The sequence below is a fragment of the Pseudomonas sp. GW821-FHT07G10 genome (genome assembly GCF_059418545.1).
Map to the genome: position 1 here is coordinate 95520 of NZ_JBWKQB010000019.1, position 26458 is coordinate 121977.

The 26458-nt window shown below is 58.5% G+C and carries 23 protein-coding genes and 1 pseudogene; 15 read left to right on the plus strand and 9 right to left on the minus strand.

All coding sequences use genetic code 11. The features are described from left to right. Nucleotides 1-3: 3 nt before the first annotated feature. The 3 genes from bcsZ to AC07O1_RS20325 all read left to right on the plus strand — a co-directional run bounded on the left by bcsZ (nt 4) and on the right by AC07O1_RS20325 (nt 5009). Complete coding sequence (bcsZ, locus tag AC07O1_RS20315; RefSeq protein ID WP_495089912.1) at nt 4-1104, plus strand: cellulose synthase complex periplasmic endoglucanase BcsZ; 1101 nt, start codon at nt 4-6, stop codon at nt 1102-1104. Next, nucleotides 1095-4634: a cellulose synthase complex outer membrane protein BcsC gene (gene bcsC, locus AC07O1_RS20320; protein WP_495089913.1), complete on the plus strand. Its 3540-nt coding sequence runs from the start codon at nt 1095-1097 to the stop codon at nt 4632-4634. The genes bcsZ and bcsC overlap by 10 nt, the downstream gene beginning before the upstream one ends. A gap of 177 nt (nt 4635-4811) precedes the next feature. Then, nucleotides 4812-5009 carry a hypothetical protein gene (locus AC07O1_RS20325; protein WP_495089914.1) on the plus strand — a complete coding sequence of 66 codons (198 nt, stop codon included), beginning with the start codon at nt 4812-4814 and terminating at the stop codon, nt 5007-5009. 309 nt (nt 5010-5318) lie between these two features. Here AC07O1_RS20325 and AC07O1_RS20330 read toward each other — a convergent pair whose 3' ends face one another. Further along, nucleotides 5319-5420: a beta-propeller fold lactonase family protein gene (locus AC07O1_RS20330; protein ID WP_495089915.1), complete on the minus strand. Its 102-nt coding sequence runs from the start codon at nt 5418-5420 to the stop codon at nt 5319-5321. A 53-nt stretch (nt 5421-5473) separates the two neighbouring features. Here AC07O1_RS20330 and AC07O1_RS20335 point away from each other — a divergent pair. Next, nucleotides 5474-5632, plus strand: a pseudogene (locus AC07O1_RS20335) (transposase domain-containing protein); the annotation flags it as partial. A 45-nt stretch (nt 5633-5677) separates the two neighbouring features. On the opposite strand, the gene dapF reads toward AC07O1_RS20335, so the two are convergent. From dapF to AC07O1_RS20355, 4 genes are all read right to left on the minus strand, one after another. Further along, nucleotides 5678-6496: a diaminopimelate epimerase gene (gene dapF, locus AC07O1_RS20340; RefSeq protein WP_495089916.1), complete on the minus strand. Its 819-nt coding sequence runs from the start codon at nt 6494-6496 to the stop codon at nt 5678-5680. 440 nt (nt 6497-6936) lie between these two features. Then, complete coding sequence (gene copD, locus AC07O1_RS20345; protein WP_495089917.1) at nt 6937-7875, minus strand: copper homeostasis membrane protein CopD; 939 nt, start codon at nt 7873-7875, stop codon at nt 6937-6939. A gap of 3 nt (nt 7876-7878) precedes the next feature. Then, entirely contained in the window at nt 7879-8262 is a 384-nt protein-coding gene (gene copC, locus AC07O1_RS20350; protein WP_495089918.1) for a copper homeostasis periplasmic binding protein CopC, read from the minus strand. Between the two features lie 370 nt (nt 8263-8632). After that, entirely contained in the window at nt 8633-9337 is a 705-nt protein-coding gene (locus AC07O1_RS20355; protein WP_495089929.1) for a heavy metal response regulator transcription factor, read from the minus strand. 347 nt (nt 9338-9684) lie between these two features. Here AC07O1_RS20355 and AC07O1_RS20360 point away from each other — a divergent pair, with 347 nt between their 5' ends. From AC07O1_RS20360 to AC07O1_RS20390, 7 genes are all read left to right on the plus strand, one after another. Continuing rightward, nucleotides 9685-9891, plus strand: coding sequence for a co-regulatory protein PtrA N-terminal domain-containing protein (locus AC07O1_RS20360; protein WP_495089919.1), 207 nt, complete (start codon nt 9685-9687; stop codon nt 9889-9891). Nucleotides 9892-10111: 220 nt separating this feature from the next. Then, nucleotides 10112-12007 carry a copper resistance system multicopper oxidase gene (locus AC07O1_RS20365; RefSeq protein WP_495089920.1) on the plus strand — a complete coding sequence of 632 codons (1896 nt, stop codon included), beginning with the start codon at nt 10112-10114 and terminating at the stop codon, nt 12005-12007. Nucleotides 12008-12116: 109 nt separating this feature from the next. Further along, nucleotides 12117-13097: a copper resistance protein B gene (locus AC07O1_RS20370; RefSeq protein WP_495089930.1), complete on the plus strand. Its 981-nt coding sequence runs from the start codon at nt 12117-12119 to the stop codon at nt 13095-13097. 145 nt (nt 13098-13242) lie between these two features. Next, nucleotides 13243-13704: a DUF411 domain-containing protein gene (locus AC07O1_RS20375; RefSeq protein WP_495089921.1), complete on the plus strand. Its 462-nt coding sequence runs from the start codon at nt 13243-13245 to the stop codon at nt 13702-13704. 655 nt (nt 13705-14359) lie between these two features. Then, complete coding sequence (locus tag AC07O1_RS20380; RefSeq protein WP_495089922.1) at nt 14360-15364, plus strand: ArsJ-associated glyceraldehyde-3-phosphate dehydrogenase; 1005 nt, start codon at nt 14360-14362, stop codon at nt 15362-15364. A gap of 9 nt (nt 15365-15373) precedes the next feature. Next, on the plus strand, nt 15374-16627 hold the full coding sequence (gene arsJ / locus AC07O1_RS20385; protein ID WP_495089923.1) for an organoarsenical effux MFS transporter ArsJ: 1254 nt from the start codon (nt 15374-15376) through the stop codon (nt 16625-16627). Between the two features lie 28 nt (nt 16628-16655). Continuing rightward, on the plus strand, nt 16656-16823 hold the full coding sequence (locus AC07O1_RS20390) for a ribbon-helix-helix domain-containing protein (protein ID WP_495089924.1): 168 nt from the start codon (nt 16656-16658) through the stop codon (nt 16821-16823). 168 nt (nt 16824-16991) lie between these two features. On the opposite strand, the gene betA is transcribed toward AC07O1_RS20390, so the two are convergent. The 4 genes from betA to speB form a co-directional block, all read right to left on the minus strand. Then, nucleotides 16992-18680, minus strand: coding sequence for a choline dehydrogenase (betA, locus tag AC07O1_RS20395; protein ID WP_495089925.1), 1689 nt, complete (start codon nt 18678-18680; stop codon nt 16992-16994). Between the two features lie 2 nt (nt 18681-18682). Beyond that, nucleotides 18683-20251: a purine-cytosine permease family protein gene (locus AC07O1_RS20400; protein ID WP_495089926.1), complete on the minus strand. Its 1569-nt coding sequence runs from the start codon at nt 20249-20251 to the stop codon at nt 18683-18685. A 136-nt stretch (nt 20252-20387) separates the two neighbouring features. After that, nucleotides 20388-21896: an aldehyde dehydrogenase family protein gene (locus AC07O1_RS20405; protein ID WP_495089927.1), complete on the minus strand. Its 1509-nt coding sequence runs from the start codon at nt 21894-21896 to the stop codon at nt 20388-20390. Between the two features lie 67 nt (nt 21897-21963). Continuing rightward, a complete protein-coding gene (gene speB, locus AC07O1_RS20410; protein WP_494993167.1) occupies nt 21964-22962 on the minus strand; it encodes an agmatinase in 999 nt (332 codons plus the stop codon). 152 nt (nt 22963-23114) lie between these two features. On the opposite strand from speB, the gene AC07O1_RS20415 reads away from it, so the two are divergent. The 4 genes from AC07O1_RS20415 to AC07O1_RS20430 form a co-directional block, all read left to right on the plus strand. Continuing rightward, nucleotides 23115-24029, plus strand: a complete 915-nt coding sequence (locus AC07O1_RS20415; protein WP_495013294.1) for a LysR family transcriptional regulator — start codon at nt 23115-23117, stop codon at nt 24027-24029. 86 nt (nt 24030-24115) lie between these two features. Next, the gene (gcsR, locus tag AC07O1_RS20420) at nt 24116-25624 is read left to right on the plus strand and encodes a transcriptional regulator GcsR (RefSeq protein ID WP_494993169.1); all 1509 of its coding nucleotides are present in this window, start codon (nt 24116-24118) and stop codon (nt 25622-25624) included. Nucleotides 25625-25926: 302 nt separating this feature from the next. After that, nucleotides 25927-26310 (plus strand): glycine cleavage system protein GcvH, encoded by a 384-nt coding sequence (gcvH, locus tag AC07O1_RS20425; RefSeq protein WP_495089928.1) that lies wholly within the window; start codon nt 25927-25929, stop codon nt 26308-26310. Between the two features lie 9 nt (nt 26311-26319). Then, on the plus strand, nt 26320-26458 hold a 139-nt coding region (locus AC07O1_RS20430), incomplete at its 3' end, for a hypothetical protein (RefSeq protein WP_495089931.1).

A 26458-nucleotide genomic window follows, 5' to 3' on the forward strand; every position in this document is an offset into this window, starting at 1 on the left:
GGGATGAAAGCCGCCATCGCATGGGCGTTGGCCCTGAGCCTGCCGGGTCTGGCGGCTGCCGCCGAGTGCACCTGGCCGGCCTGGGAGAGCTACAAGAAGGCGATGGTGAGCCCCGATGGACGGGTGATCGATCACTCGATGCAGCAGATCACCACCTCGGAAGGCCAGAGCTACGGAATGTTCTTTGCCCTGCTGGGCAACGACCGTGACAGCTTCGCCAAGCTGCTGAAATGGACCCGGGACAACCTCGCCGGCGGCGACCTGAACCGCCAACTGCCCGCCTGGCAGTGGGGCCTGAGCAAGGAGGGTCGCTGGCAGGTGCTGGATCCGAACAACGCCAGCGATGCCGACTTGTGGATGGCCTACAGCCTGCTGGAGGCCGGCCGCCTCTGGAAGCGGCCGGATTATGAAACCCTTGGCCGCAACATGCTCTGGCGCAGCGCCGCGCAAACCCTGCGCCCGCTGCCCGGGCTGGGCCTGATGCTGTTGCCGGGGGATGCCGGCTTCGAATCCGCCGACGGCTGGCGGCTCAACCCCAGCTACCTGCCGCCACAACTGCTGGCGCGTTTTGCCCTGGTCGCACCCGTGTGGCGCGACGTGGCGAACAGTACCCGGCGCCTGCTGCTGGAAAGCTCGCCCAAGGGCCAGCCCGCCGACTGGGTGGTCTGGAAAACCGGGCAAGGCTGGGCAGCGGACGCCAAGGGCGCGCTCGGCAGCTATGACGCGATCCGCGTCTACCTCTGGCTGGGCATGCTCGATCCTCAAGTCCCGGGCAGGGCCGAGTTGCTCGCGCAGGCGCAACCCATGGTGGCGCTGACGGCGCGGCTCGGCCATCCGCCGGAGCGTGTGGATGTCGCCCAGGGCACTGCAGAGGGCGTCGGCCCGGTTGGCTTCTCGGCGGCGCTGTTGCCGCTGCTGGCCAGCACAGCCGAAGGCGGTGCGGCGTTGGCGGCCCAACGCGAACGCCTACGCCAGAACCCGCCCCCGGCGGACGCCTATTACAACCAATCACTGCTGATGTTCGGCCAAGGCTGGGACCAACAGCGTTATCGTTTCGACAAGGACGGCCGGCTGCTGCCGGCGTGGACTTCATCATGCAAGTAGTGCTCATGCGCAAAGTCGTGTCGCAATGGACGTTGGTGTTGAGCTGCTTGTCGGGCACCGCGCTGGCTCAGCCGGTTACACCCCAGGAACAGCAACAGTGGCTGCTCGAACAGGTACGCCTGGGCGAAGCGATGTATCGCGAGGACCTGGTGCGCGACTCGCTGGCGCGCCTGGAGTCGATTGCTCCGCAACATCCGCAGGTCTTGGTCGGCGGGATTCGCCAGGCCCTGCTGCAACATAACCAGCCGCTGGTCGAGCAACGCCTGGAGCAATTGCGCCGCCAGGCCCCGGGTTCGCCGGCGCTGCGCCAGGCCCAGGCCCTGATCAAGCTGCAGAGCAAGGACGGTCAGCATCTGTTGCAACAAGCCCGGCTGCTGACAGCTGCCGGACGGGCCGAAGAAGCGGTGGCACAGTACCAGGAGCTGTTCGGCAGTGAGCCGCCGGACTTCTCCAGCGCGCTGGAATACTGGGGCGTGCGCAGTGGCATCAGCGGCCAGCGCCCCGCGGTGATCCAGCAGTTGCAGAGCCTCGACAGCCAGTACCCGGGTAACGCGGGGCTGCGCCAGATGCTCGCCGGCCTGCTGTTCGCCGAACAGCGCGATGCCGAAGCCCTGGCGATTCTGCACCAGCTGGCTGGCGATCCCCAGACCAGCAACCCCGCCTCCGAGCGCGAATACAACTACCTGAGCAAGCTGCCGGTCAGCAGCGAAACCGCTCGCGCCTGGGAAGACTTCCAGCGGCATTACCCCTATTCGACCTTCAAGAACCAGGCAAACAAGCAGCTGCAGCACCAGCGCCAGTTGCTCGGCGATCCGGCCTGGCAGGCCGGCGTCAAAGGCAAGGAGCTGCTGGAGGCCAACGACAATGTCGGCGCCGAAAAGCTCCTGCGCCGCGCTTCGCGCAGCTACCCGGACGATGCCAGCCTGATCGGTTTCCTGGGCACCGCATTGATGCATCAGAACAAGCATGACCAGGCCTATGCGGCGTTCACCGAGGCCTTGCGCAAGGAACAGGACACTTCCTGGATCAGCAAGTGGAAAGACCTGCAGCTGGCCAACCGCAACTGGATGCTGCTGCAACAGGGCGACGAAGCCCTGGAGCGCAAGGACCTGGCAGCGGCCCGCAAGGCCTATCAACAGGCGCGCCAGGTCAAACCCGACGAAGCCGACTGGCTGGTGGGCCTGGCCAACATCGCCCTGGCCGAAGGCGAAGACATTCAGGCCGAGGCCCTGCTGTTGCAGGCGCGCAAGCTGCAGCCCGACAACGGCAAGGCGGTGCGCGCCCTGGTGCGTCTGTACCAGGCGCAAGCGCCGGAAAAGGCCCAGGCCTACCTCGACACCTTGCCGGCGGCCACCCAACGCGAATTTGCGGCCTTGCGCCGGAGCCTGGAGCTCGATCGTCTCAACCTCCAGGCCGATGCCGCGACCCGGCGCGCCGACTGGCCGACGGTTTCGCGGGTGCTGCTCAAGGCCCGGCCACTCGCCCCGGACGATCCCTGGCTGACCTATCGCCTGGCCAATGCCCAGCACGCACAGGGGCAAGACAGCGCGGCCGAAGACAGCTTCCGCCAGTTGATCCAGCGCCAGGGCAGCAATGCCCCGGCCCGTTACGCCCACGGCTTGTACCTGGCCTCGATCGGGCGCGACAGCGAGACTCTCGCCACCCTGGCCGCCATTCCCGCGGCGCAGTGGGACGACAATATGCGCGACCTGTCCAGCCGGGTCGAACGCCGCCAACTGTTGGCCCGGGCCCGAGCCCTGCGTGATGCCGGTCACGAGCCGCAGGCGATCGCCCTGCTGCTGCGCGCGCCGAGCACCGACGATCTGGCGACCCTGGCGGACTGGGCCTACCAGCGCGGCGATCAGCTGCAAGCCGAGACCTACTATCGGCAAGTCCTGCAGCGCGAGCCGCGCAACGCCGAGGCGCAGCTGGGCCTGATCGAAACCCTGATTGCCCGCGGCAAGCCTGTGCCGGCGCAGCACGCCCTGGAACAACTGGCGGTGCCAGCGAATGCGCCGGCGGCCTACCAGCGACGCCTGGCCAATGCCTGGACCGGGGTGAACCAGCCGGACAAGGCGCGCGCGCTGTACGCCCGTCTGCTCGAGACGCCACAGAGCGATCCGCTGCTGTATCGAGACGCGGCGCGGCTGATGTCCCGCCAGCAGCCCCAGCAGGCGCTGGACAACTATGCCCGCAGCATGGCTGCCGCCGGCTTGACCGATCCCGCGCAGGCCAACCCCCGCGACGATCGCGCCATGACCCTGGCCAGCCGGGCGAAGGACGCCGACGAGTGGCTGCCGCGCAGCCTGCGCAGTGACGTGGACACCCTGTACCAGGCGCAGAACCCGACGGTGCACCTCTACCATGACTTCGCCTGGCGTACGGACAACTCGTCGTCGGGGATTTCCGACCTGACCACACAGACCACCATCCTGCGCCTGGATGCGCCGATTGCCGAAGGCCAGGGTTTTCTACAGGCAGAACAGGTCGAGCTGGATGTCGGGAGTTTCGACACCGATACCGATGGCCTGCATCGCAAGCAGTTCGGCACCTGTGCAGTGCAGCTACGCAACCGGACGAGCGGCGCACTCGTGCCCAACGGCTGCCCGAGCACCTCCGAAAGCATCAACGGCACGAGCCTGGCGATGGGCTGGAAAAACGAGCGCTGGGCGCTGGATCTGGGGCACTCGCCGGAGGGTTTCAAGGTGCCGAACTGGCTCGGCGGGGTCAGCTATAGCAGTGACTGGCGCTCTATCGGCTGGTCCCTGACGGCCTCGAGGCGGCCGATGAGCAACTCTCTGGTGTCCTACTCGGGCGCGGTCGACCCGGTCACTGGCATCACCTGGGGAGGTGTCACATCCAATGGCCTCACGCTGGGGCTCAGCCATGACGAAGGGGGTGTCGACGGTGTCTGGGCCAGCCTTGGCGCTCACTGGCTGCGAGGCAAGAACGTCGCAGACAACCAGCGTCGATCAGCCATGGCTGGCTATTATTACCGCCTGACTGACCGCGCCGACGAGCGTCTTCGTACCGGTCTGACCGTCATGTATTGGGGGTACAACAAGAATCTGAGCGAGTACACCTTGGGTCAGGGTGGTTACTACAGCCCGCAGCAGTACTATTCCATCGGTGTACCGCTCAACTATGCCTGGCGTAACGCCGACTGGTCCGTGCTGTTGGAAAGCTCGGTGGGCTGGTCCTATGCCAAAACGAGCGATAGTGATCTTTACCCGCACGGCGAGACCGATAAATTGCTCAGCCTGGTCAATCAGGCCGGATACGAGCTCTCCGATGACACCAGCCTGGTCAACCCCGGTAGCAGTAGCCACGGGGTCAACGTCCGCCTGCAAGGCCTGTTCGAACGCAGGCTATCGGACAACCTGGTCCTGGGCTCCGGCATCACCTGGCAGCACAGCGAGGGCTACGCGCCGAGCCGGGCCTTGCTCTACCTGCGTTACACCTTCGACCCCTGGCAAGGCAACCTGCCGTTGCCGGTCGAACCCATAGCGCCTTACGCCGACAGGCGCTGAGGGTCAGGCCGATGGGTGGCGGGCCGATAACGGAAGGTCCGAGGCCGTTGCAGATTTTCGAGCCCCTGGTTCCTGGGTTCGAAAACGCCGCAGCGGCCCTTGCGGACATCGCTATGAGATTATCCAGCCCCAATAGTGCTCGTGCAGCCAAGCCCCTATGCAGGGGACAATCGCTGCATGATCGATGCACTCAAGCAATTGGGCAGTGACCGGGCGCGGGCGGTCGCTGTGCTCGATTTACCCGTCTCACCCGAGCGATTGAAAGAAATGCATGAGCTGGGCGTGCGCGGGCTGCGCATCAATTTGGAGGTTTGCCTGAAGAAGTCGCAGTGCATCTCAAAGAGCTTGCCGGGCTCATTGCACCATTGGACGTAGAGTTCGTCTCGCTGCGCCAATACAGGGTTGCCCGGATTGATTGCAACCCGCAGACAACCGTTTGGTGCTGACTCGCCCCGTACAGCGAAAATATCCTGTCCCATTGCTACTCACTCCTTCCGGATTCGGAAGACTCTACTGAGTGCGATGTATTGCGCTTGGCCACCAGCCTTCCTGCAATCAGAACCAGGACCGCGCCCGTCAACCCGGCTGGGTAATACAGCGCGGAAGATGACGAGGGTAAGCTGATATCGGTGATGGCCATGGTGCCGGCAATCCATCCCAGTAATGCAGCGCCAAGCTTGATGACTATCGGGAATCGATCGACGTATGTCCTACTGCTTTGAAGGAACCGCTTTGCTCAAGGCTGAAGGTGGCGACCCTGTCGTGCCCCCGGTTGGACGCGTACAAATGCCTACCGGAGGGGCCATCACAATAGCTGCTGCGCGGCTGTTACCAGTGGATTGCGCAGCGGCAAACGTGCAGCCGCGATCATGAGTTTGATCCAATCGGCACGGCTCAACGGGCATGATCCGTATGCTTATTTGAAGGACGTCCTCACGCGCCTGCCAACGCAGTGTGCGATTGCCGAACTGCTGCCGCATAGATGGCAACTGGCTTAATTTTGTAAGGAATGATTAATTCCTCTGTTTATCACGATATAGCAGCTATAAAACCTGTAATAAGCTATCCGTGATTGTTCCCGAAAAAATTGTCTCTACCGGTCCGATGAGAAAGACAGGTCCTACGCCATCCCATTGAACCGTTACGGTTCCGCCATCACATTCAACCTCAACGGAATTGTCTAACAAGCCACGACGAATTCCGCTGACAGCGGCGCCACAAGAGCAGGAACCTGAACCGAGCGGAATACCACCCCAGCGCTCCCAAATGCGCAACCGAATGTGCTTTCGGTTAATGATCTGGACGAAATGCACGTTCGTCCTGAGGGGAAATAGTGGGTTGGTTTCAATTGTCGGTCCGATTGTCGCTATATCAACGGCTGTTAGATCATCCACAAAATAGGTGCAGTGCGGATTTCCCATGCTGCACGCTGTTGGGCCACCAGCAAGTGGCAAAACAGCAGTATCCAGTTCCAGAGCCAGGGGAATATCCGACCAGCCGAAAAGCGGCTCCCCCATGTTGACAGAAATTGCCCCGCTTGAGGTTCGTTCGCAAGTTAGTAGACCACGGTTGGTTCGGAGCGCTACCGAAGTAATATTAGATTCGCGCATCAGCATATCCGCGGCACCTCGCGTTGCGCTGCCACAAGCATCCAGCGTGGAGCCATCGGCATTCCAAAACATCAAGCGCGCAACTGCATCATCGCAATCGAGCACCACCGCGAGTTGATTGAATCCGACTCCTCGGTTCCGATCACCCATTCGCCGAGCCATGGTACTTGTCATCGGATTGGCCGAGTTTCGCGAGTCGACAATAACGAAGTCATCGCCATTTGCGTGCATTTTATGAAAACTCAGCGACATAAATAGATCCTGGCGACGAGGCATGTGGTGAATTGACGTTTAAAGGCGATCTAGCCCCATTCACATAACTTTTGCAAGCCGTGTGAAAGCTCGAGAGGCCGATGTGTTTGGCAGACACTTACCTTAAGCGGCGGTGTCAAGAAGGTGTGTTGGCCGGACGCATACCGAAGGAGTTCGCCGAACAGTACCTGTCGCCCCCCAACAGACACGCCAGGAGTGCTTCGGATGTAAGGAAAAGTTTTGGCCTGCCCGATCCCCTTGCATCGTATGGGTGTTCCTCTACCTACAGAGCCAGCACGCCGATGAAGTTGATGTCGATCAAGAACCATCGATTACCCGTATGCGCCCACTGAATCGTAACGCTGGTGCTCATGGCATCTCCTGATGGACCTCACTTCAAGGCTTGGAGGTGCCTACAAAACCAGGGGCGATTCAAACGTCTATGCAGAGCTCATTTCCATCTCCGGGCTCAAAGTCCCCAGCCATGCAACAAGGCACACTATGACCACAGCCATTGAAAATTCGAAGGTCATGCTACGCCGCAAAGCGTTGACCGCGACTGAATACTCTCCATTTCGAACTGATCGTTCTAATAGCGGACTTAGATGAAAACGGTTGAGAATGGCCAGTACGATCATTCCGGAAAATAGTAGAATTTTCAAAAACAGCAATATGCCATAAGTGCTCAGCATCACCTCATCGAGGGCTGGACCTATGATAAAAAGGTAATTCACTACACCGGTGATGCTTAGGATCACTACAATCACCGCGCCAGCCGATTCAAATCCTGTCAGTACCCGAGCAAGAATTCGTGCCTCTTGCTCGCCCTTCAGTGATTTCAAACGCAGCAGCAGAGCAAACGCCGCGAGAGCCCCCAACCAGCCACCTGCGGCTAAAAGATGGAAGATATCGCTAATGAAATGCCAATAGCGACGGCTACCTTCATCCATGGCACCGTGTCCTGTCCATGCCAGGGTGGCCAGTGCAATGGCTCCACATGCGGTGACCATCCAGAGACTGAGTGTCGGAAAGCGCTTATTCAATGTGACGGCGATAATTGCCCATAGCAGAGCAGCTATTCGGACCATCCAGGTCAAACCGACATCAGTCCCCATAAGGACCATTTGAAAGATATGGTGATGAAGCTCCATAAACCCTGAAACGCCGCTCATTGTTTTTGCCAGCAGCAACATAGCAGCAAGGGATAGAAGTACGCCGATAGTGGATGTACCGAAAAGGAGCGACTCAAAGTTCAAGACCGTGCCAGATACTCGCTCTTTTCCCCTGAGGCTGTACACACCAAAAATTGCCAATCCGAACAGCAGCATCAGGTCCAAATAAAGAGCAAAGCGAATCACGATATTAATTGAGTCGCTCATGAATCATTTCACTTTGAAAGAGAAGTTGCCGGTGATGGGATGAGTGTCCGAAGAGACAGCACGCCATTCAACCTTGTAGGTACCAGTGGTCAGCGGAGAAGCAGGCGTGATAACCATCATTTTTGGATCGGCGCCGCCGGAAACACCGGATTTAACACCCATTGGAGAGTTCGGCATGCCTGGCATATCGGTCATGATCAGTTTTGCACCAGAGAACTGAGTCGTGAGATTCTCAGAAAAGTGCAGTTCAATTTTTGTAGGTGCCGCAGAGTCCGAACCTTCAGCAGGCGTGGAAGAAAGGAGTTTGGGATGTGCTTGAGCGACTGCGCTAATCAGCAAACCAGCGGTAAGCGCAACGGCTACGGTGGTAGTTTTAAAGAATGACATGCAAGACTCCTCACAGCATGAGCTGTTGATTCGAGGTTTGGTTGGGGGGGATATCTGGTTTTTACTTTCCGATTCTTGTTATAACCACAAACGAATACCCGGCGTATTCCGCGTCCTGGTACATACTGAACATGGGGGCGTTGGCCAAGACTCCAGCGTCACAGTGCAGATACACGATGCCACATGAACGCGGACCGTTCGATTACATTTCAGTCAGCTTGGGACTGGCTCTATGCCCGGAATCAGGGGGCCTCACGGGGCATAACGCGCTGTCCCATCCGCCCCGACTTCAAGACTTTCTGGACACTTCAAAGCGCTCAGTCCATCTGAGAGCGAGGTCGCAAACCATGGTTATCAATTCGGTGCTTGATCACTCATGAGGAGCGAATTGCGACTCCGAGTCTGGTGCGTCGAGCATGTAACCCATGCCCCGCGAGGTATGGATCAGCTTGACCTCAAAGTCGTCGTCGATCTTTGCTCTCAGCCTCCTCACCGCGACCTCGATAACATTGGTATCGCTGTCGAAGTTCATGTCCCAGACCTGGGAGGCGATAAGTGACTTTGGCAGCACCTCACCCCGGCGGCGCAGCAACAGCTCGAGCAACGCAAATTCCTTCGCCGTGAGGTCTATGCGTTTGCCTCCACGAATGGCCCTGCGCTTGAGCAGGTCCACCTCCAGATCGGCCAGTTTCATATGGGTTTGCGAAGGCGCACTGTTACCCCGACGCAGTAGCGTTCGAACGCGGGCCAACAATTCAGAAAACGCGAAGGGTTTGATCAGGTAATCATCGGCTCCAAGCTCAAGCCCCTTTACTCGATCTTCAACACGGTCTCGCGCAGTCAGGAAGAGGACGGGAACATCCTTCCCGGATGCACGCACCTTCTGAAGTACTTCCCAGCCATCCAGGCCGGGCATCACGACATCGAGAATCAGCAGGTCATACGCCTCGCTCAAGGCGTGCTGAAGCGCCTGCGTACCATTGGTAAAGCGATCGACATTGAACCCCGACTCTGTGAGGCCCTGCTGCAAATAGATACCTGTTTTTGGTTCGTCTTCAGCAACCAGAAGTCTCATGAGGGTGGATCTCAAAGTGAGGACGGACTGAGTTTGCAATGAATAGGTCCAGCCAAGCAGAAACTGACAGAAAAGTAATCCTGGCCTCAGATAGATGTCAGCAAGCGCTACTCAAATATGGCCATGTGCGCACTCATCATGGGTATGGGCATCATGTCTTGAACCTGCGCTGCGCTTACGCATCTGTTCAAGAAGGAAGTCGCAACCTGACACAACGGTAATGCTCACTTAAGGCTTCTGACAGGGAACGGGTTTTAAAGTTGTATCGAGCCTGAAGCTCAGCCCCAAGAATCATCATCCTGATGTGGATTCAAAGGGGAAAACAAAACTCATCCGAGGATACCCAAATGAAATCCGTCAAAACCCTGCTTGTCATCACTGCCTTGACCGTCTCTTCTCTCGCTATGGCCGAAGGTGGTGGTGACCGGACATTCGCACGGATGGACGCGGCCAGGAAGGATTCAATGGAATCGTACCAAGTAGCCCAAACCCAAGGCACTCAACCTCCCGTCGCAGAAAGTAAAACCAAAGCACTCGAGCACACTGATTGCTGAATAGCTGAGCGCACTCTCAAGCTGACAGAAATGTAATCACTGTGGTGGTTCAAATGTGGCAATTTCTGAGCTCGCTTGCCGTATCAATTCGTCTTTAGTGACGGCGGGCGAAGCTCATCCGGGACCAATACGAACTCCCGAGAGAGTGCCTTCAACCTGTATGGGCAACTCACTGGTTGTTTCGCACAGCTCCCCTTTTGATTGATTGGACATATACGGCATGCATTCCAAAACCTCCAGGCGGACCTTTGTCAAAGGCCTGGCAGCGGGTGGCATTCTTGGCGGCCTTGGTCTGTGGCGCACCCCTGTATGGGCAGTGACCAGTCCTGGTCTGCCGAGCGTACTGACTGGCAACGAGTTTGATCTGTTTATTGGTGAAACCCCGGTAAACATCACCGGTTCGCCGCGCACAGCCATGACCATCAATGGCACTCTGCCGGGGCCTCTGCTGCGCTGGCGCGAAGGAGAAACGGTCACACTGCGTGTGAAAAACCGCCTGGACCAGGACACCTCTATCCATTGGCACGGGATCATTCTGCCGGCCAATATGGACGGTGTACCTGGTTTGAGTTTCCATGGCATCGCACCCGATGGCATGTACGAGTACAAATTCAAAGTTCATCAGAACGGTACGTACTGGTACCACAGCCACTCTGGTTTACAGGAACAGTCAGGCGTCTACGGTCCAATCGTGATCGACTCAAAAGAGCCTGAACCTTTTCAATACAACCGCGATTACGTGGTGATGCTGACCGACTGGACCGATGAAGATCCTGGTCGCGTCATGGCCAAGCTGAAGAAACAATCGGACTACTACAACCACCACAAACGTACTGTTGGCGACTTCATCGACGATGTCAGCAAGCAAGGCTGGTCCGCAGCCGTGGCCGATCGGAAGATGTGGGCCGAAATGAAAATGAACCCCACCGATCTCGCAGACGTCAGTGGGGATACGTACACCTACCTCATGAATGGCCAGGCCCCCAATGGCAACTGGACCGGCATTTTCAAACCGGGTGAAAAGCTGCGCCTGCGCTTTATCAACGGCTCGGCCATGAGCTACTTCGACGTTCGTATTCCTGGTTTGAAAATGACCGTTGTGGCCGCCGACGGCCAACACGTCAAACCGGTCAGCGTCGACGAATTCCGCATCGCCGTAGCAGAAACCTATGACGTGATCGTGGAACCTTCCAGCGAAGAGGCTTACACCATCTTCGCCCAATCCATGGATCGCACCGGTTATGCACGCGGAACCCTGGCGGTACGCGAAGGGTTGAAGGCGCCGGTACCGGCGATTGATCCCCGCCCTCTTTTGACCATGGATGACATGGGGATGGCCGGGATGGATCACAGCAAAATGACCGGCATGGATCAAGGTGATATGACCGGCATGACCGGCATGGATCACAGCAAGATGACCGGCATGGACAAGGGCGATATGTCCAACATGGCTGGCATGGACCACAGCAAGATGACCGGTATGGACCAAGGCGACATGTCCAACATGGCCGGCATGGATCACAGCAAGATGGCTGGGATGGACCATGGCGATATGTCGGGAATGGCCGGCATGAGTGGTATGGGGGGAGAAATGCAGACTCACCCCGCTTCCGAAACCAACAACCCCTTGGTTGACATGCAGGCCATGAGCCCAACGCCAAAGCTCAACGATCCCGGCATTGGCTTACGAAACAATGGTCGTCGCGTGCTCACCTATTCTGACCTGAAAAGTACTTTCCAGGATCCTGATGGCCGCGAACCCAATCGCACCATCGAGCTGCACCTGACTGGTCACATGGAGAAGTTCTCGTGGTCGTTCAACGGCATCAAGTTCTCTGACGCCGAACCGTTGCGCCTCAAATATGGCGAGCGCCTGCGCATCACGCTGGTGAACGACACCATGATGACCCACCCCATCCACCTCCACGGCATGTGGAGCGACCTTGAAGATGAGAACGGCAAATTCATGGTGCGCAAACACACGATTGACATGCCGCCCGGAACCAAACGCAGCTATAGAGTCACCGCCGATGCTCTGGGTCGCTGGGCCTATCACTGTCACCTGCTGTTCCATATGGAAATGGGCATGTTCCGTGAAGTACGGGTTGATGAGTAAATGAGACGGGTTATGAGCACTTACCTAAATCGTAAATCGCTGATGAGCGAGTCCAAACCTGAACACGGGGCAGTGGACCACAACACGATGAGCCATGAGTCGATGGATCATGACCCAAAAACCAAACAGGCAGATTGAGATCATGACCAGTATGCTTTTACGCCCAGCCTTGATTGCACTGGCAGTCTCCGTCAGTCCTGCTTTCTCTGCCTTGGCCAACGCCGCTGAAGAGATGGATCACGGTTCGATGGGAACCATGGACCATAGCAAGATGGGGGCCATGGATCACGGCAAGATGAACATGGACCAAGGCCAAATGGACGGCATGGAGAGCATGGACCACAGCAATATGAGTATGGATTCAGGAGCGACCACCACCAGTCGTACCCCCATTCCGGTACTGACCGACGCTGATCGTGCCGCCGCCTTTCCATCCGTCGCTGGTCATGGCGTGCACGACAAAAAACTCAACGCCTTCATCCTGCTTGATAAGTTCGAGTACCAGGATGCTGACAACGGCAGCGCACTGAGCTGGGATGCAAAGGGATGGATTGGTGGAGACGTTGATCGCCTGTGGTTGCGCTCGGAAGGTGAACGTACCAACGGCGTAACCGAGAGCGCCGAACTCCAGGCGCTTTGGGGGCATTCGATCGGTCCGTGGTGGGATGTCGTCACCGGTGTACGCCAAGACTTCAAACCCGGCTCACCACAGACTTGGGGGGCTCTTGGTATTCAGGGGATGGCCCTCTACAACTTCGAAACCGAAGCGACTGCTTACATCGGCGAGAACGGCCAGAGCGCCGCTCGGTTCGAGGGTGACTACGACATTCTGCTCACCAATCGCCTGATCTTGCAGCCCACCGCCGAGATGAACCTTTACGGGAAAAACGATCCTCAGCGCGGCATTGGCTCGGGCTTGGCAAATACCGAAGTGGGCTTGCGTTTGCGCTATGAAATTGTCCGCGAATTTGCGCCCTATATCGGGGTGACCTGGAATCGCTCCTACGGCAAAACCGCCGACCTGGCCGAAGACGAAGGACAAAAGACCAACGAGGCTCGATTTGTGGCTGGTATTCGGATGTGGTTCTGAGTCATTTGCCTGAGCAACACCATCAAGCCCTTTGAGTGATCGGGGAGACTTCTCCCCCGCTCAAGGTAGAAACATCAAGCACACCCATGCAGCGGGTGTCGAAACTTCAAAGGTTCACACCGCTGCCAAGGCAAGGATATTACCCATGCACAATAACTTTCGTCTGCGAACATTACGCATCGCGACATTCGCGGCACTGTTCATTGGTTCAACTGCTCACGCGGCACAGGCCCTGACAATCGATGTTCATCGAGATGCGAACTGCGGGTGCTGCAAGAAGTGGATTCAGCACCTTGAGGCCAACGGCTTCACCGTCATTGACCATGTAGAAACCAACATGAGTGCGGTTAAACAGGACCTCGGTGTCGTTCCACGACTCTCGTCGTGCCACACCGCGGTGATCAACGGGAAGTTCGTTGAGGGCCACGTACCCGCTGAGCAAATAATTGCGATGAGCGAACGCGATGACCTGGTCGGGATCGCTGCGCCCGGTATGCCGGCAGGCTCGCCAGGGATGGAAGTCGATGGAAAGCACGACGCTTATCAGATTGTCGGCCTGACTAAAGCAGGCATCGATCAGATCATCGCGCAATACCCTGGAACCTGATCTGGATTCAGGTACTGGGGGGCTGCAACCGGTTCGATGCGGTCGATCTCATCCGTCAGCAAAACCAGGGGCGATTTATCCGCCCCTGTTCGATTGGAATTCGAGATCCAACACGGCTGGCTACACGCAGGAGTAGCCAAGCGTATTGATGTCCAGCACTCCTGCGCCCACAGGTCGCCTCCGGCCGTCCCCGGTTGGATCTCCCGCTCTCTCTGGATTCAGGGGGCAATAATGATGCTCAGCAGAGTTCAACGGTCTTATCGAGTTCATCTGCTGCTGACGCTTTACCTCTCATACGGGAAATCATATATTCGATAACCCGCAGCGCAATGCCTGTCTCTACCTGATGCCGGCGAGGCATTGGCCTGGAGCTTTGAGAATCCGGCCACCAACACCAAACCCGACGCATTCCGTCACACCCATCACGAAATTCATGAGCGCATCAAATGGGTGACCGTCCTGAACGGGCAGCCGCTTGCTGCGAAAGCAAAATCGCCTGATTGCGCCCTCGACTACGAGATCGCTCGATGAAAATCCTGTTTCTCTGCACCGCTAATAGCCGCCACGCCATTCAGCATCCAGCCCATATCGAACACATCGGCCAGTTCGACGCCCAGTCGAACTCCCACTGACAACAGATACAGAGCACAACAACATGACTATCAAAGTTGGCATCAATGGTTTTGGCCGGATCGGTCGCCTCGCTCTGCGAGCAGCCTGGAGCTGGCCAGAGTTTGAGTTCGTGCAGATCAACGATCCAGCAGGTGACGCGGCGACTCACGCGCACCTTCTGAACTTCGACTCGGTGCATGGCCGCTGGAACTACCAGGCCGACTCCGAGGGCGACAGCATTGTCATCGATGGCAAACGAATCAAGGTAACTGCCAACAAGGCGATTGCCGACACCGATTGGTCTGACTGCGATCTGGTGATTGAAGCCAGCGGCAAGATGAAGACCGTCGCTGTGCTTCAGGCTTACCTCGAGCAAGGTGTGAAGCGCGTGGTGGTCAGCGCCCCAGTGAAGGAAAAAGGTGCGTTGAACATCGTCATGGGCGTCAATCATCAGCTGTTCAATGCCGCCGAACATCGCATCGTCACAGCGGCCTCATGCACCACCAACTGCCTGGCTCCAGTGGTCAAAGTGATCCACGAGAAACTGGGCATTCGCCACGGTTCGATCACCACCATCCACGACCTGACCAACACCCAAAGCATCCTCGACCAGCCCCACAAGGATCTGCGTCGGGCGCGTGCTTCGGGCATGAGCCTGATCCCGACCAGCACCGGCTCGGCAACCGCCATCGCCGAGATTTTCCCGCAGCTGCGCGGACGTCTGAATGGTCACGCGGTACGTGTGCCGCTGGCCAACGCTTCGCTGACCGACTGTGTCTTCGAAGTCGAGCGCGCCACGACCGTCGAGGAAGTGAACCAGTTCCTCAAGGATGCTTCGGAAAACGAGCTGAAGGACATCCTCGGTTTCGAGGAACGCCCGCTGGTGTCCATCGACTACCGCACCGACCCTCGCTCGTCGATCATTGATGCACTGTCGACCATGGTCATCAATGGCACCCAGGTCAAACTCTACGCTTGGTACGACAATGAATGGGGCTATGCCAACCGCACCGTCGAACTGGCCAGAATGGTCGGGCTGGCAGTCTAAGGAGCGGTCATGAAAGCGTTGTCAGCCCTCGCTCCAGAAGTGCGGCAGTACCTGCTCGTCACCGGTAATTACTGGGCCTTCACCCTCACCGACGGTGCCTTGCGCATGTTGGTGGTGCTGCACTTTCACGCGTTGGGCTACAGCCCGCTGCAAATCGCGGCGTTGTTTCTTTTCTACGAATTCTTTGGCGTGATCACCAACCTTGTGGGCGGCTATCTCGGCGCCCGGCTGGGTCTGAACCGGACGATGAACATTGGGCTGGGCATCCAGGTCGCGGCGCTGTTGATGCTGACGGTGCCCTTAGCCTTGTTGACCATCCCCTGGGTGATGGGCGCTCAGGCGTTGTCCGGGATCGCCAAAGACCTGAACAAGATGAGTGCCAAAAGCTCCATCAAACTTCTGGTGCCCGATGGGCAACAGGGCAAGCTTTACCAATGGATAGCCATCCTCACCGGCTCGAAGAATGCACTCAAGGGTGTCGGTTTCTTTCTCGGTGGGGCATTGCTCGCCCTGATGGGCTTCAAGGGTGCGTTGTTGGCCATGGCGAGCGTCCTGGCGCTGATCTGGATCAGCAGCCTGATTCTGCTGAAGAAGGACCTGGGCAAAGCCAAGGCCAAGCCCAGGTTTCGTAAAATCCTTTCCAAGAGCCGGGCGATCAACATTCTCTCAGCAGCGCGGATGTTTCTATTCGGTGCTCGTGATGTCTGGTTCGTGGTGGCCTTGCCGGTTTACCTGAGCAGCGTCTTTGGTTGGGATTTCTGGAAGGTCGGCGGATTCCTCGCGGCCTGGGTGATTGGCTACGGCATCGTGCAATCGTTCGCCCCGCGCATCACTGGCAAGAAACGTGGACATGTCCCTGATGGCCGCACCGCATTCCTTTGGGCGCTGGCTCTGGCGGGGCTTCCTGTGGCAATCGCCCTCGGGTTGAACACCGGGCTGTCGCAACAGGTGGTGCTGTTAGGGGGATTGATGGTTTTCGGTGCGCTGTTCGCGGTGAACTCCTCACTTCACAGCTACCTGATCGTGTCCTATGCCAAGGAAGACGGCGTGTCGCTGGATGTGGGTTTTTATTACATGTCGAACGCCATGGGACGGCTGATAGGCACTGTGCTCTCCGGCTGGGTTTATCAGGTGCATGGACTGGGTGCGTGCTTATGGATATCGAGCGCATTCGTGCTGCTCGCAGCCTTGATTTCCATAGGCCTGCCCAGGCATTCTGCTTCGCTACTTAACGACGTCGGGAAGAAAGGCCCATGCGCATGACCGCATCGGAAAAACCTTCCCCCGCAAAATGAGATCTCAAGTTGTTCTCACCCCTCACCAGGAACAGGTTATCAATGACCTGGTTCAGTCCGGCCGTTATCAGAATGCAAGCGAAGTGATTGAGGTCCTCAGACTCCTTCATGACGCCATGGAGGTGCAGCTGTACTTGCCCAACATCGCGTACCGGAAAAGTTGATTTAGGCAGGCTCGGCACTTCCCTGCCGTCGTCAGCGCACCACCTCCAGCGCATCCTCAGACTCAGTGCCTTAAATCACGTCAACGTTGAAACCCCACACGAGACGCCTTCGTGGCTGAGCCAGGCCAACTTCCCGTTAACCTGGCGCAGGCGATACGCTCGGTTGGATCAAACCCTGACGTTGCGTCCCGGCAGCGATGTTCGCTGGCTGGTCTCCCAATCTTTGGCTAGACCGACGGCTGCATCGGACGCAGGCAGCATCTTGCGCCCGCGAACCAGATCAGATGCCCGCTCGGCCAGCATGATGGTCGGCGCATTGAGGTTGCCATTGGGCTCCGTTGGAAACACCGAAGAGTCGATCACTCGCAAACCCGCGATACCCCTCACACGCAGCTCGGAATCGACCACCGCCATGTCGTCCTCGCCCATGCGGCACGAGCCGCAAGGGTGGTAGGTGCTCTCCAGATTCTCGCGCACGAAGGCGTCGATCTCTTCATCGCTGCTCACCTGCGGCCCAGGCGCGATCTCACCGTCGCGGAAACGGTCCATCGCAGGCTGCCCGATGATCTCCCGAGTCAGGCGTATACAGCGGCGGAAACCTTCCCGGTCCTGTTCGCTTTGCAGGTAGTTGAATTGAATCTGCGGATGCTCGTAAGGGTCAGCGGAACGGACTCGCACATAGCCGCGGCTTTTGGGTTTGTTCGGCCCGGTGAGCACCATGAAGCCGTGGCCCTTGATCGGTTTATTACCGTCGTAACGCATCGCCGCGGGCAGAAAGTGGAACTGGATGTCCGGCCAGCGCAGGCCCTTCTCGGAGCGGATGAAACCACCGGCCTCGAAATGATTGGTGGCGCCAAGCCCGTCCTTGAACAACAGCCAGCGCAGGCCGATCAACAGCTTGCTCAGGGGATCCATTTTGCTATTGAGCGTCACCGGTTCCTTGCACCCGAACTGGATGTAGACCTCTGCGTGATCCTGCAGATTCTCCCCTACCCCCGGCAGGTCATGCCGGACCTCGACCCCGGCTTTGCGCAGAACTTCAGCCGGACCGATACCGGAACGTTGCAACAGGTGCGGCGAACCGATGGGACCTGCCGACACGAGGATTTCCCGGTTGCAATAGACCTGGTGAGTCTGGCCTTGGTGGTCATAGCTGATCCCGACGGCTTTTTTGCCTTCAAGGATGATCTGCCGCGTCATCGCGTGAGTGACCACGGTCAGGTTCGGGCGCCCCATGGCCGGCCGCAGATAAGCATTGGCCGTGGAACAGCGCACACCATTTTTCACTGTCATGTGCATGGCACCGAAACCTTCCTGCATGAAGCCGTTGCAGTCGTCGGTCTTGATGTAGCCCGCTTCGGCACCGGCTTCAACCCAGGCGCCGTACAGCGGGTTTTTCATGTTATTGCCGTTGGTGGTGTGCAACGGCCCGGTTTGCCCACGGTAGCTGTCGCCACCTGCCTCGTAGCTTTCTGCCCGCTTGAAGTAAGGCAGGCAATTGCGGTAACCCCAGCCCTGAGCTCCAAGCGATGCCCATTCGTCAAAGTCATAAGCGTGGCCACGGATGTAGACCAGGCCATTGATCGACGATGAACCGCCCAGAACCTTGCCTCTCGGACAGTGGATGCGACGTCCATTGAGGTAAGGCTCCGGCTCGGTCTCGTAGCGCCAATTGTACTTCTTGGTGTTCATCGGGATCGAAAACGCGCTTGGCATCTGGATCACCACACTGCGGTCACTGCCGCCGAACTCCAGCACCAGCACTGAGGTGTCGGGGTCTTCGCTCAGACGGTTGGCCAGTACACAACCTGCCGAGCCTGCACCGATGATGATGTAATCGTATTTTTGGATAGTCATGGTTATCTCCCGACTGTCGATCCGTTGAAAACCGGCAATGCCTGCTTGGTCAGCTTGTCGCCAGTGGTGTATTGCGGAGATGTTTTTTCGATGTGCTGGATGACGGCTTCTTCACCCGCAAGGTCAATCGAGCGGCTGAGCCAGTAGTACGCCAACCCCGACACGATCAACCCGACGAGCCAGGCGATATCGATGCTGCCGAGTGCTTTTGCGAGTGGGCCGACATAGACCTCACGCTGTTCAACGCCGTCGAAGATGTAAAAGAACGGGATCATGGATATGAAGCCGATCGCGTACGCGGCGATGCCGCGCAGGCCCCAACTGCCGTAGATGTTGCCGTGCGGCATGAAGAAGTGCGGGATGGCGTAGCGGCCCTTGCGGACGAAGAAATAGTCAGTCAGGTTGACCGAGGTCCATGGCACCAGGAAGTACAACATCACCACCAGGTAGATACCCAGCACTGACAGTCCTTTACCCGAACTCTGGATGCTCAGGGCGACGCCCAGTTGCAGCAGGATCACGAAACCAATGGCCAGAATGCGCGCCTTGCGCGTCGGCTCGATGTGCTTGATAGAGTCGACGCAGGTCAGCGTGGTCAGCTTCGCGCTGTAAATATTCATGGCGATGACCGGCAGGAAGGCCAGAATCGTGACGACCACCACTGCGGTACCGATGAGCGGCGACACCGTGTTGCCCACTTGGCCGAGGGCTACCAGCACGTCAGTGGAATGCAGGTGATCGGCCAGCCAGCCACCCACGGAAATCATCCAGGCGCCGGACAACGAGGCCCCGAGAAACACCACCGCGATCAGTTTCCCGCTCGAGGTGTTCTTTGGCAGGTAGCGCGAATAGTCGGAAACATAGGGTGCATAAGCGATGTTGTAACTCGCCGCCGCCGCGAACTGGGCGATGAAACCGGTCCAGTTGAAACCCAGTGGCGCCGGAGCAACCTCACCGACCGCGAGTGCCGGCAACGGCGCATCGGGAACCCAGCCCATCAACACCGCCAACGTCACCAGACCGTAAAGTGGAATCGACAGATACAACGCCCATTTGAAACTGCGGTGCATCCAGTCATGGCCGAGGATGGCCAATATGGCGGCCGGCACCGTCACGGCCACCGCCACCACCGCGGGGTTGAAGCCGAATAGCGTGTGCAGGCCCTGCATCATCAACACGAGATTGACGATGTTGAAACCGGCAAACACAAACAGCGTCGCCAGCAGCACGAGAATAACGCCACGATAGCCAAACTGCGCACGCGACTGGATCATCTGTGGCAGCCCCAGGTGCGGCCCCTGCGAGCCATGAAAGGCCATGAACAGCGTGCCGAACATGATGCCCAGCGTACCGGCCAGCGTGGTCCATAAGGCGGTCAGTCCGACACTGGGACCGACGAAGCCGATGGTCATGGTAAAGAACGTGAAGTTGCCGAGGAACCAGAACGGACCCTGACTCGACAGTTTGTCGGTGCGCTCGTTCTCGGGGATGAAGTCAATCGAATGCCCCTCGACGACGGACTTGTCGTCAAGGCTGGACACGCTCGAGGCGGACTTGGCGTTAGTGTTCATGACGTACTCTTATTGTTGGAAGATCATGACGAGATAACCGCATTCTTTCGGGTGAACGAAGCCCGGGCGCGTCCTTGCCGTTCCCGATTTCTGAAGGCGCCACTGGCGCCGGGTAAAGATGAGCGTCAGCCGAGACTCAGGGCAGCGTGATCCAGACCGCCTTGGTCTCCAGCAAGTAATCGAGTTGTTCCGACCCCAGATCCTTGCCGAATCCAGATTGCTTGTAACCACCGAACGGCATAGACGGGTCGATGGTGCTGTGGGCATTGACGTAGACCGAACCCGCCCGCAACCGTGGAATCAGACGGTGCACACGTCCAAGGTCATTGGAATAGAGTGCGGCCGCCAACCCGTAAGGTGAATCATTGGCCAGCGCCAACGCCTCCTCTTCATCGTCGAAAGGCGCGGTCACCAGAACCGGACCAAAAATCTCCTCCTGGACGATGCGCATATCATTGCGGCAATGGGCAAAAATCGTCGGCTCGACGAAAAACCCCGGGCCGTCGACAGGCTGACCGCCGTAGACCAGTTCGGCGCCCTCGCGCTTGCCGGTTTCGATGTAATCGGTCACTCGCTCCTTCTGCAACGCTGATACCAACGGGCTGATGAAGCAGTCTGGATCCAGACCCGGTGCAATCTTCAACGTCCGTGTGTAGGCGATCAGCTCGCGCAGGAATTCGTCGTAGATGCTGCGATGAATATAAGCGCGTGTGCCGGCATCGCATACCTGCCCCGAGTTGAAGAACACCCCGTTGGCGATGGCTTGGGCGGTGGCCTTAAGGTCCGCATCGGCCAGCACGATTACCGGTGATTTTCCTCCGAGTTCGAGGGTGAGTCGCTTCATTTCGTCCAGCGCAGCGCGTCCGACGGTGCGGCCTACTGGCGTCGAGCCGGTAAAGGTGAGCTTGTCGATGCCTGGGTGCGTGGCCATGGCCGCACCGACCACGCTGCCGCGTCCGGTCACGATGTTGATCACCCCATCTGGTATCCCGGCTTCCTGAACCAGTTCGGCGAAGCGCAAGGCCGACAGCGAGGTCAGCTCGGCGGGTTTGACCACCACGGTGCAACCGGTTGCCAGGGCAGCACCGAGCTTCCAGGCCATGGTCTGCAACGGGAAGTTCCAGGGCACGATGGCACCGACGACACCCACTGGTTCCTTACGCGTATAAGCCAGATAGTTGCCGGGTAACGACGGCTCGACGGTACGCCCGTGGAGCTTCGTCGCCCAGCCGGCGAAATAACGCAGGGTATCGACCGTACCCTGAATATCGACATCCCGTGCCTGGGCAGCGGACTTACCCATGTCGATCGATTCGATTTCGGCCAGTTCAGCGGCGTTGTTTTCAATCAGGTCAGCCAAGCGGTGCATCATCCGCTCGCGTTCCGCTGGCTTGGCCTGACGCCAGGCGCCGCCGTCAAACTGTGCACGGGCGGCTTGCACGGCGCGATCCAGATCCTGCGTGGTACCCATCGGAATACGGGTGATCAGCCCCTCGGTCGACGGCTCGATGACATCGCTAGTCTGCCCGTCGCTGGCCTCGACCCAGGCGCCACCGATGAACATCTTCTGAACCTTGCCGAGGAAGGTTTGGGTGGCTTCGGATACTCCGAATTTTTGCAGGTAATGCTTGACGATCGTGTCCATTTTTATTCTCTCTGCCCGGCGGCCAGGTGACGCCGGGTCACTGTGGTTCGATGATCGATCCGGACAATCAGGCCGGGGTGGTTTCGCTCATTAAGTGCCGCGCTTGAGCCCGCTCGTGAAAGATGAAGCCGATGCTGTTGAGCAACAGTTGCGCAGCCAGAATCGAGGTAATGCCGGAAGGGTCATAGACGGGCGCCACCTCGACCAGATCCATACCAACGATGTTGCCTTTACTGCGCTTGGCCAAGGCCTGGATGATTTCCAGCACTTCGTAATACAGGAAGCCGCCATGGCTGGGCGTGCCTGTACCGGGGGCGATGGACGGGTCGAAACCGTCGATGTCGATGGTGATGTAGTAGTTGATGTTTTGCGGGATCAACTCCAGCACGCCTTCAGTGCCGAGGCGGCGCACATCGCGGACCGAAAGGATCTTCGAGCCGGCGCTATGAGCCGCTTCGTAGTCATCGCGATTGGAAGAAGACACGTTACGGATGCCCATCTGGGTCATGCCGACGATGTGGTTCATTTCCGAAGCACGACGCAGCGGGTTGCCATGTCCATAGCGCACGCCATGGCGCTCGTCGACGAAGTCCAGGTGTGCATCGAAGTGGATGATGTGGATCGGACCGCGGCCCTCGAATGCCTTGATCACCGGAGCGTGAACTGAATGATCGCCACCGAGCACAACGGGCATGACACCGGCATCAAGAATTTTGCGGACGGCATACTCGGTGTTCTCGTTGCTCGTAACCATGTCGGTATGCACGATATCGGCGTCCCCCACATCCACCATGCGCACGTCCGATGCGGTCAGGTACATGACGTCATCTTCGTGGTCATAGGCACCGGCGTGGCCGAAGGAGAACAGCGTCGATGCCTCGCGAATCCCGCGTGGTCCGAAGCGTGCGCCGGAACGCCACTGAGTCCCCATATCGTTAGGGACGCCAAGGACCGCCACGTCGGCATCGAGCGCATCCCAATCGGTGCACACCGCGGATTTTGCAAAGGTGCAGTGCCCCACGAACGGTAAGTTCAGGCGACCGGATTCATAACCATTCTTCGACATTTCAGGTATCTCCAATTCTTGTTATTGGCTAAGCGGGCTTGCTGGACGACCGCCGTTGGAATGACTATGAGCGCAGGTTTTCGTGGTAAAAATGCTAAACATCAGATACTCATATCGGTATTTCCGATTCATCCACAGATGGGAGGTCCAAGGTGATTCAGCTGCACGATGTCGATCTGAAGCTGCTCAGGGTGTTTGCCGCGATTGTCAGGTGCGGGGGTTTTTCTGCCGCGCAGGCGGCGTTGAATGCCGGCCAGTCGACCATCAGCGAACAGATGACCCATCTGGAAACCCGACTTGGGGTCAAACTCTGCCAACGCGGTCGCAGCGGCTTTCGCCTGACCGAGCAAGGCGTGGCAATCCATGAGGCCACTCAGCGCCTGCTCTCGGCGGTGGAAAATTTCTGCATGGACGCCGACGTGCTCAAGCAGCACATCAGTGGCAAGCTCAACCTGGGGATCATCGACACGACCATTACCGACCCCGGTTCACCGATACCGCGAACCACCCAGCGCTTCGTGTCCAGGGGGCATGATGTGCATCTGAACGTGTATGTGGGCACCCCCGCAGAACTGGAGGAACGCGTGCTCGACGGCCGACTGCACCTGGCCATCGGGCACTTCCCGATCCACGTTCCAGGCCTGCTGCACTCACCGCTGTATCAGGAAGCATTGGGGCTGTATTGCGGGCGGCGTCACCCGCTCTATGGCAGCAAGGCCGAGGGTAGCGAACTGCTCGAAGAAATTGGCGCCAGCCGAATTGTCGCCAGGGGCTACATGCAGCAATACGACCTGGAGCATCTGGGCGTCAACAAGGCTGCGGCTACCGTGGATAACATCGAAGCCCTGGCCATTTTGCTGATCTCCGGAGCCTACCTGGGCTTTCTGCCCATGCACTTTGCCGCCCAGTGGATCAAGACCGGCGAAATGCACCAACTGGCACCCACCAGCTTGCAGCTGATGTCACCCTTCGATGTGATCACCCGGCGTGGCATTGCCCCGCCGCCGATACTTCAGGCCTTCCTCGAGGATCTGGCAGCCTGTTCGAGCAAGGCACGCAGCACCTGATACGAGCGTCACGCTCGCCACAAACGAACGGAGCCCGGCATACTCATTGACGCAGCGATCCCGTTCGCAACCCTTGCAGGCCACCTATGCGTATCCACGTCACATTCATCGACCGCGTCGGCATCACCCAGGAAGTGCTCGCGCTGCTGGGTCGACGCAGTTTCAATCTGGATGCCGTCGAGATGGCGCCCCCAAACGTCTACATCGATGCCCCGACCCTTGAAGCCGATGTCCTGGAGGAGCTGCGCGAAGCCTTTCTCGGTGTGCAAGGCGTGCAATCGGTGACGATGGTCGACATCCTCCCGGGACAACGCCGACGCCTGCAACTGGATGCCTTGCTGGCGGCCAGCACCGACCCGGTCCTGGCGGTGGATGGTCGCGGCCATGTGCTGCTGGCCAACCCGGCGCTGATCGCACTGTGTGGCCGTGAACCGGCGGGTGAGCCGCTGACCGCGCTATTCGATGACCCCAGCTTGCAACTCACATTGATCGAGCACGGTTACCGCCTGTCCATGCGTGAGGTCACGCTCGGCGGCCAGACCCTGCTGCTCGATGCCCTGCCGATCACCGACGCTGGCGCCCTGCTGACCCTGTATCAACCGAACCGTATCGGCGAACGACTGTCGGCCTTGCACCACGACCACGCCGAAGGTTTCGATGCACTGCTCGGTGAGTCCCCGGCGATTCGCACCCTCAAGGCCCGTGCACAACGGGTCGCGGCGCTCGACGCACCGCTGCTGATTCAGGGTGAAACCGGGACTGGTAAAGAACTGGTGGCCCGTGCCTGCCACGCGATCAGCGCAAGACATAATTCGCCTTTTCTGGCCCTCAACTGCGCAGCGCTGCCCGAGAGCCTCGCCGAAAGCGAGCTGTTCGGTTACGCCTCTGGTGCCTTCACCGGTGCCCAGCGTGGCGGCAAACTCGGCCTCCTTGAACTGGCCGACCAGGGCACGGTGTTCCTCGACGAAGTCGGTGAAATGTCGCCCTACCTTCAGGCCAAACTGCTGCGTTTTTTAAGCGATGGCTGCTTCCGCCGGGTCGGTGGCGATCGTGAGGTCAAGGTCAATGTACGGGTCCTCAGCGCGACCCATCGCGATCTGGAAAAGATGGTCAGCGAAGGCAGCTTTCGCGAGGACCTGTTCTACCGCCTGAACGTGCTCAATCTGCAAGTGCCGCCATTGCGTGAACGCGGCCATGACATCCTGTTGATGGCTAAACACTTCATGCAACAAGCCTGCGCACAGATTCAGCGTCCGGTCTGCCGCCTGGCGCCCGGCACCTATCCGGCGCTGCTCGGCAATCGCTGGCCGGGCAATGTGCGGCAACTGCAGAACGTGATCTTCCGCGCCGCCGCCATTTGCGAGAGCCCGCTGGTGGACATTGAAGACCTGGATATCGCCAGGACGGCCGTGGCGCGGCAGAACGATGGCGAGGTTGGAAGTCTGGAGGATGCCGTCGAAGGTTTTGAAAAGAACCTGCTGGAACAGCTCTACAGCAGTTATCCCTCCAGCCGTTTACTGGCCGCACGCTTGCAATCTTCGCACAGCGCCATCGCCATCCGTCTGCGTAAATACGGCATTGCGGGCAAGGCCTGAACCCACCGTTGTCTGAAAATCGATACAGCGTATCGAATACAAGACATAACGCCGCAACTCCCGCGTTTCCCCCGCCTGGCCTCCCCTTCGTCCACTCACCCCCCGCCACCTGTATTGATTTCAATACGAAAGGGCCCTTCACAGAACACCAAAAACACATTAAGTAATTGATTTGTAAAGAATAAATAATATTGGCACCACACTTGCTCTCAACCCTCAGGCAACGCTCGCTGCCCGTCACGAGCCTGCAAACATCGTCATCCGCCACAGCAGCGGGTACGCCTGACCTTTGAGGAGTTGATATGAGCGAATTGCGTTTTACCGTCGATCACGAATGGCTACGTCTTGAGAGTAATGGCCTGGTCACCGTTGGGATCACCCCTTATGCCCAAGCGGCGCTGGGTGACGTGGTCTTCGTTCAGGTGCCCGAGTTGCGTACCTACTGCGCCGGCGATGAAGTGGCAGTACTGGAATCGGTGAAAGCGGCCAGCAACATCAGCATGCCGCTGGACGGTGAAGTAGTCGACGTGAATGCGACGCTGGAAGACTCCCCTGAGCGGGTCAACGAAGACCCACTGGGTACGGGTTGGTTCTTCCGCCTGCGCCCCAGCGACACCGGTGCAATGGACAACCTGCTCGACCAGAACGCTTACGACCTCCTGATCAAAGACCACGCCGACGCTTGAGGAACATGTATGACTACCCTCCTCGACACCCACAACGAATTCATCGCGCGCCACATCGGCCCGCGTCAGGACGACGAGCAAGCCATGCTCAACAGCCTGGGCTTCGACTCCCTGGAAGCCCTGAGCGCCAGCGTCATCCCCGACAGCA

Excerpts from the sequence above, each read along its gene's own strand:
- bcsZ (WP_495089912.1), top strand. The coding sequence starts at position 4 with ATGAAAGCCGCCATCGCATGGGCGTTGGCCCTGAGCCTGCCGGGTCTG.
- bcsC (WP_495089913.1), top strand. The coding sequence starts at position 1,095 with ATGCAAGTAGTGCTCATGCGCAAAGTCGTGTCGCAATGGACGTTGGTG.
- AC07O1_RS20325 (WP_495089914.1), top strand. The coding sequence starts at position 4,812 with ATGATCGATGCACTCAAGCAATTGGGCAGTGACCGGGCGCGGGCGGTC.
- dapF (WP_495089916.1), bottom strand. The coding sequence starts at position 6,496 with ATGTCGCTGAGTTTTCATAAAATGCACGCAAATGGCGATGACTTCGTT.
- copD (WP_495089917.1), bottom strand. The coding sequence starts at position 7,875 with ATGAGCGACTCAATTAATATCGTGATTCGCTTTGCTCTTTATTTGGAC.
- copC (WP_495089918.1), bottom strand. The coding sequence starts at position 8,262 with ATGTCATTCTTTAAAACTACCACCGTAGCCGTTGCGCTTACCGCTGGT.
- AC07O1_RS20355 (WP_495089929.1), bottom strand. The coding sequence starts at position 9,337 with ATGAGACTTCTGGTTGCTGAAGACGAACCAAAAACAGGTATCTATTTG.
- AC07O1_RS20360 (WP_495089919.1), top strand. The coding sequence starts at position 9,685 with ATGAAATCCGTCAAAACCCTGCTTGTCATCACTGCCTTGACCGTCTCT.
- AC07O1_RS20365 (WP_495089920.1), top strand. The coding sequence starts at position 10,112 with ATGCATTCCAAAACCTCCAGGCGGACCTTTGTCAAAGGCCTGGCAGCG.
- AC07O1_RS20370 (WP_495089930.1), top strand. The coding sequence starts at position 12,117 with ATGACCCAAAAACCAAACAGGCAGATTGAGATCATGACCAGTATGCTT.
- AC07O1_RS20375 (WP_495089921.1), top strand. The coding sequence starts at position 13,243 with ATGCACAATAACTTTCGTCTGCGAACATTACGCATCGCGACATTCGCG.
- AC07O1_RS20380 (WP_495089922.1), top strand. The coding sequence starts at position 14,360 with ATGACTATCAAAGTTGGCATCAATGGTTTTGGCCGGATCGGTCGCCTC.
- arsJ (WP_495089923.1), top strand. The coding sequence starts at position 15,374 with ATGAAAGCGTTGTCAGCCCTCGCTCCAGAAGTGCGGCAGTACCTGCTC.
- AC07O1_RS20390 (WP_495089924.1), top strand. The coding sequence starts at position 16,656 with ATGAGATCTCAAGTTGTTCTCACCCCTCACCAGGAACAGGTTATCAAT.
- betA (WP_495089925.1), bottom strand. The coding sequence starts at position 18,680 with ATGACTATCCAAAAATACGATTACATCATCATCGGTGCAGGCTCGGCA.
- AC07O1_RS20400 (WP_495089926.1), bottom strand. The coding sequence starts at position 20,251 with ATGAACACTAACGCCAAGTCCGCCTCGAGCGTGTCCAGCCTTGACGAC.
- AC07O1_RS20405 (WP_495089927.1), bottom strand. The coding sequence starts at position 21,896 with ATGGACACGATCGTCAAGCATTACCTGCAAAAATTCGGAGTATCCGAA.
- speB (WP_494993167.1), bottom strand. The coding sequence starts at position 22,962 with ATGTCGAAGAATGGTTATGAATCCGGTCGCCTGAACTTACCGTTCGTG.
- gcsR (WP_494993169.1), top strand. The coding sequence starts at position 24,116 with ATGCGTATCCACGTCACATTCATCGACCGCGTCGGCATCACCCAGGAA.
- gcvH (WP_495089928.1), top strand. The coding sequence starts at position 25,927 with ATGAGCGAATTGCGTTTTACCGTCGATCACGAATGGCTACGTCTTGAG.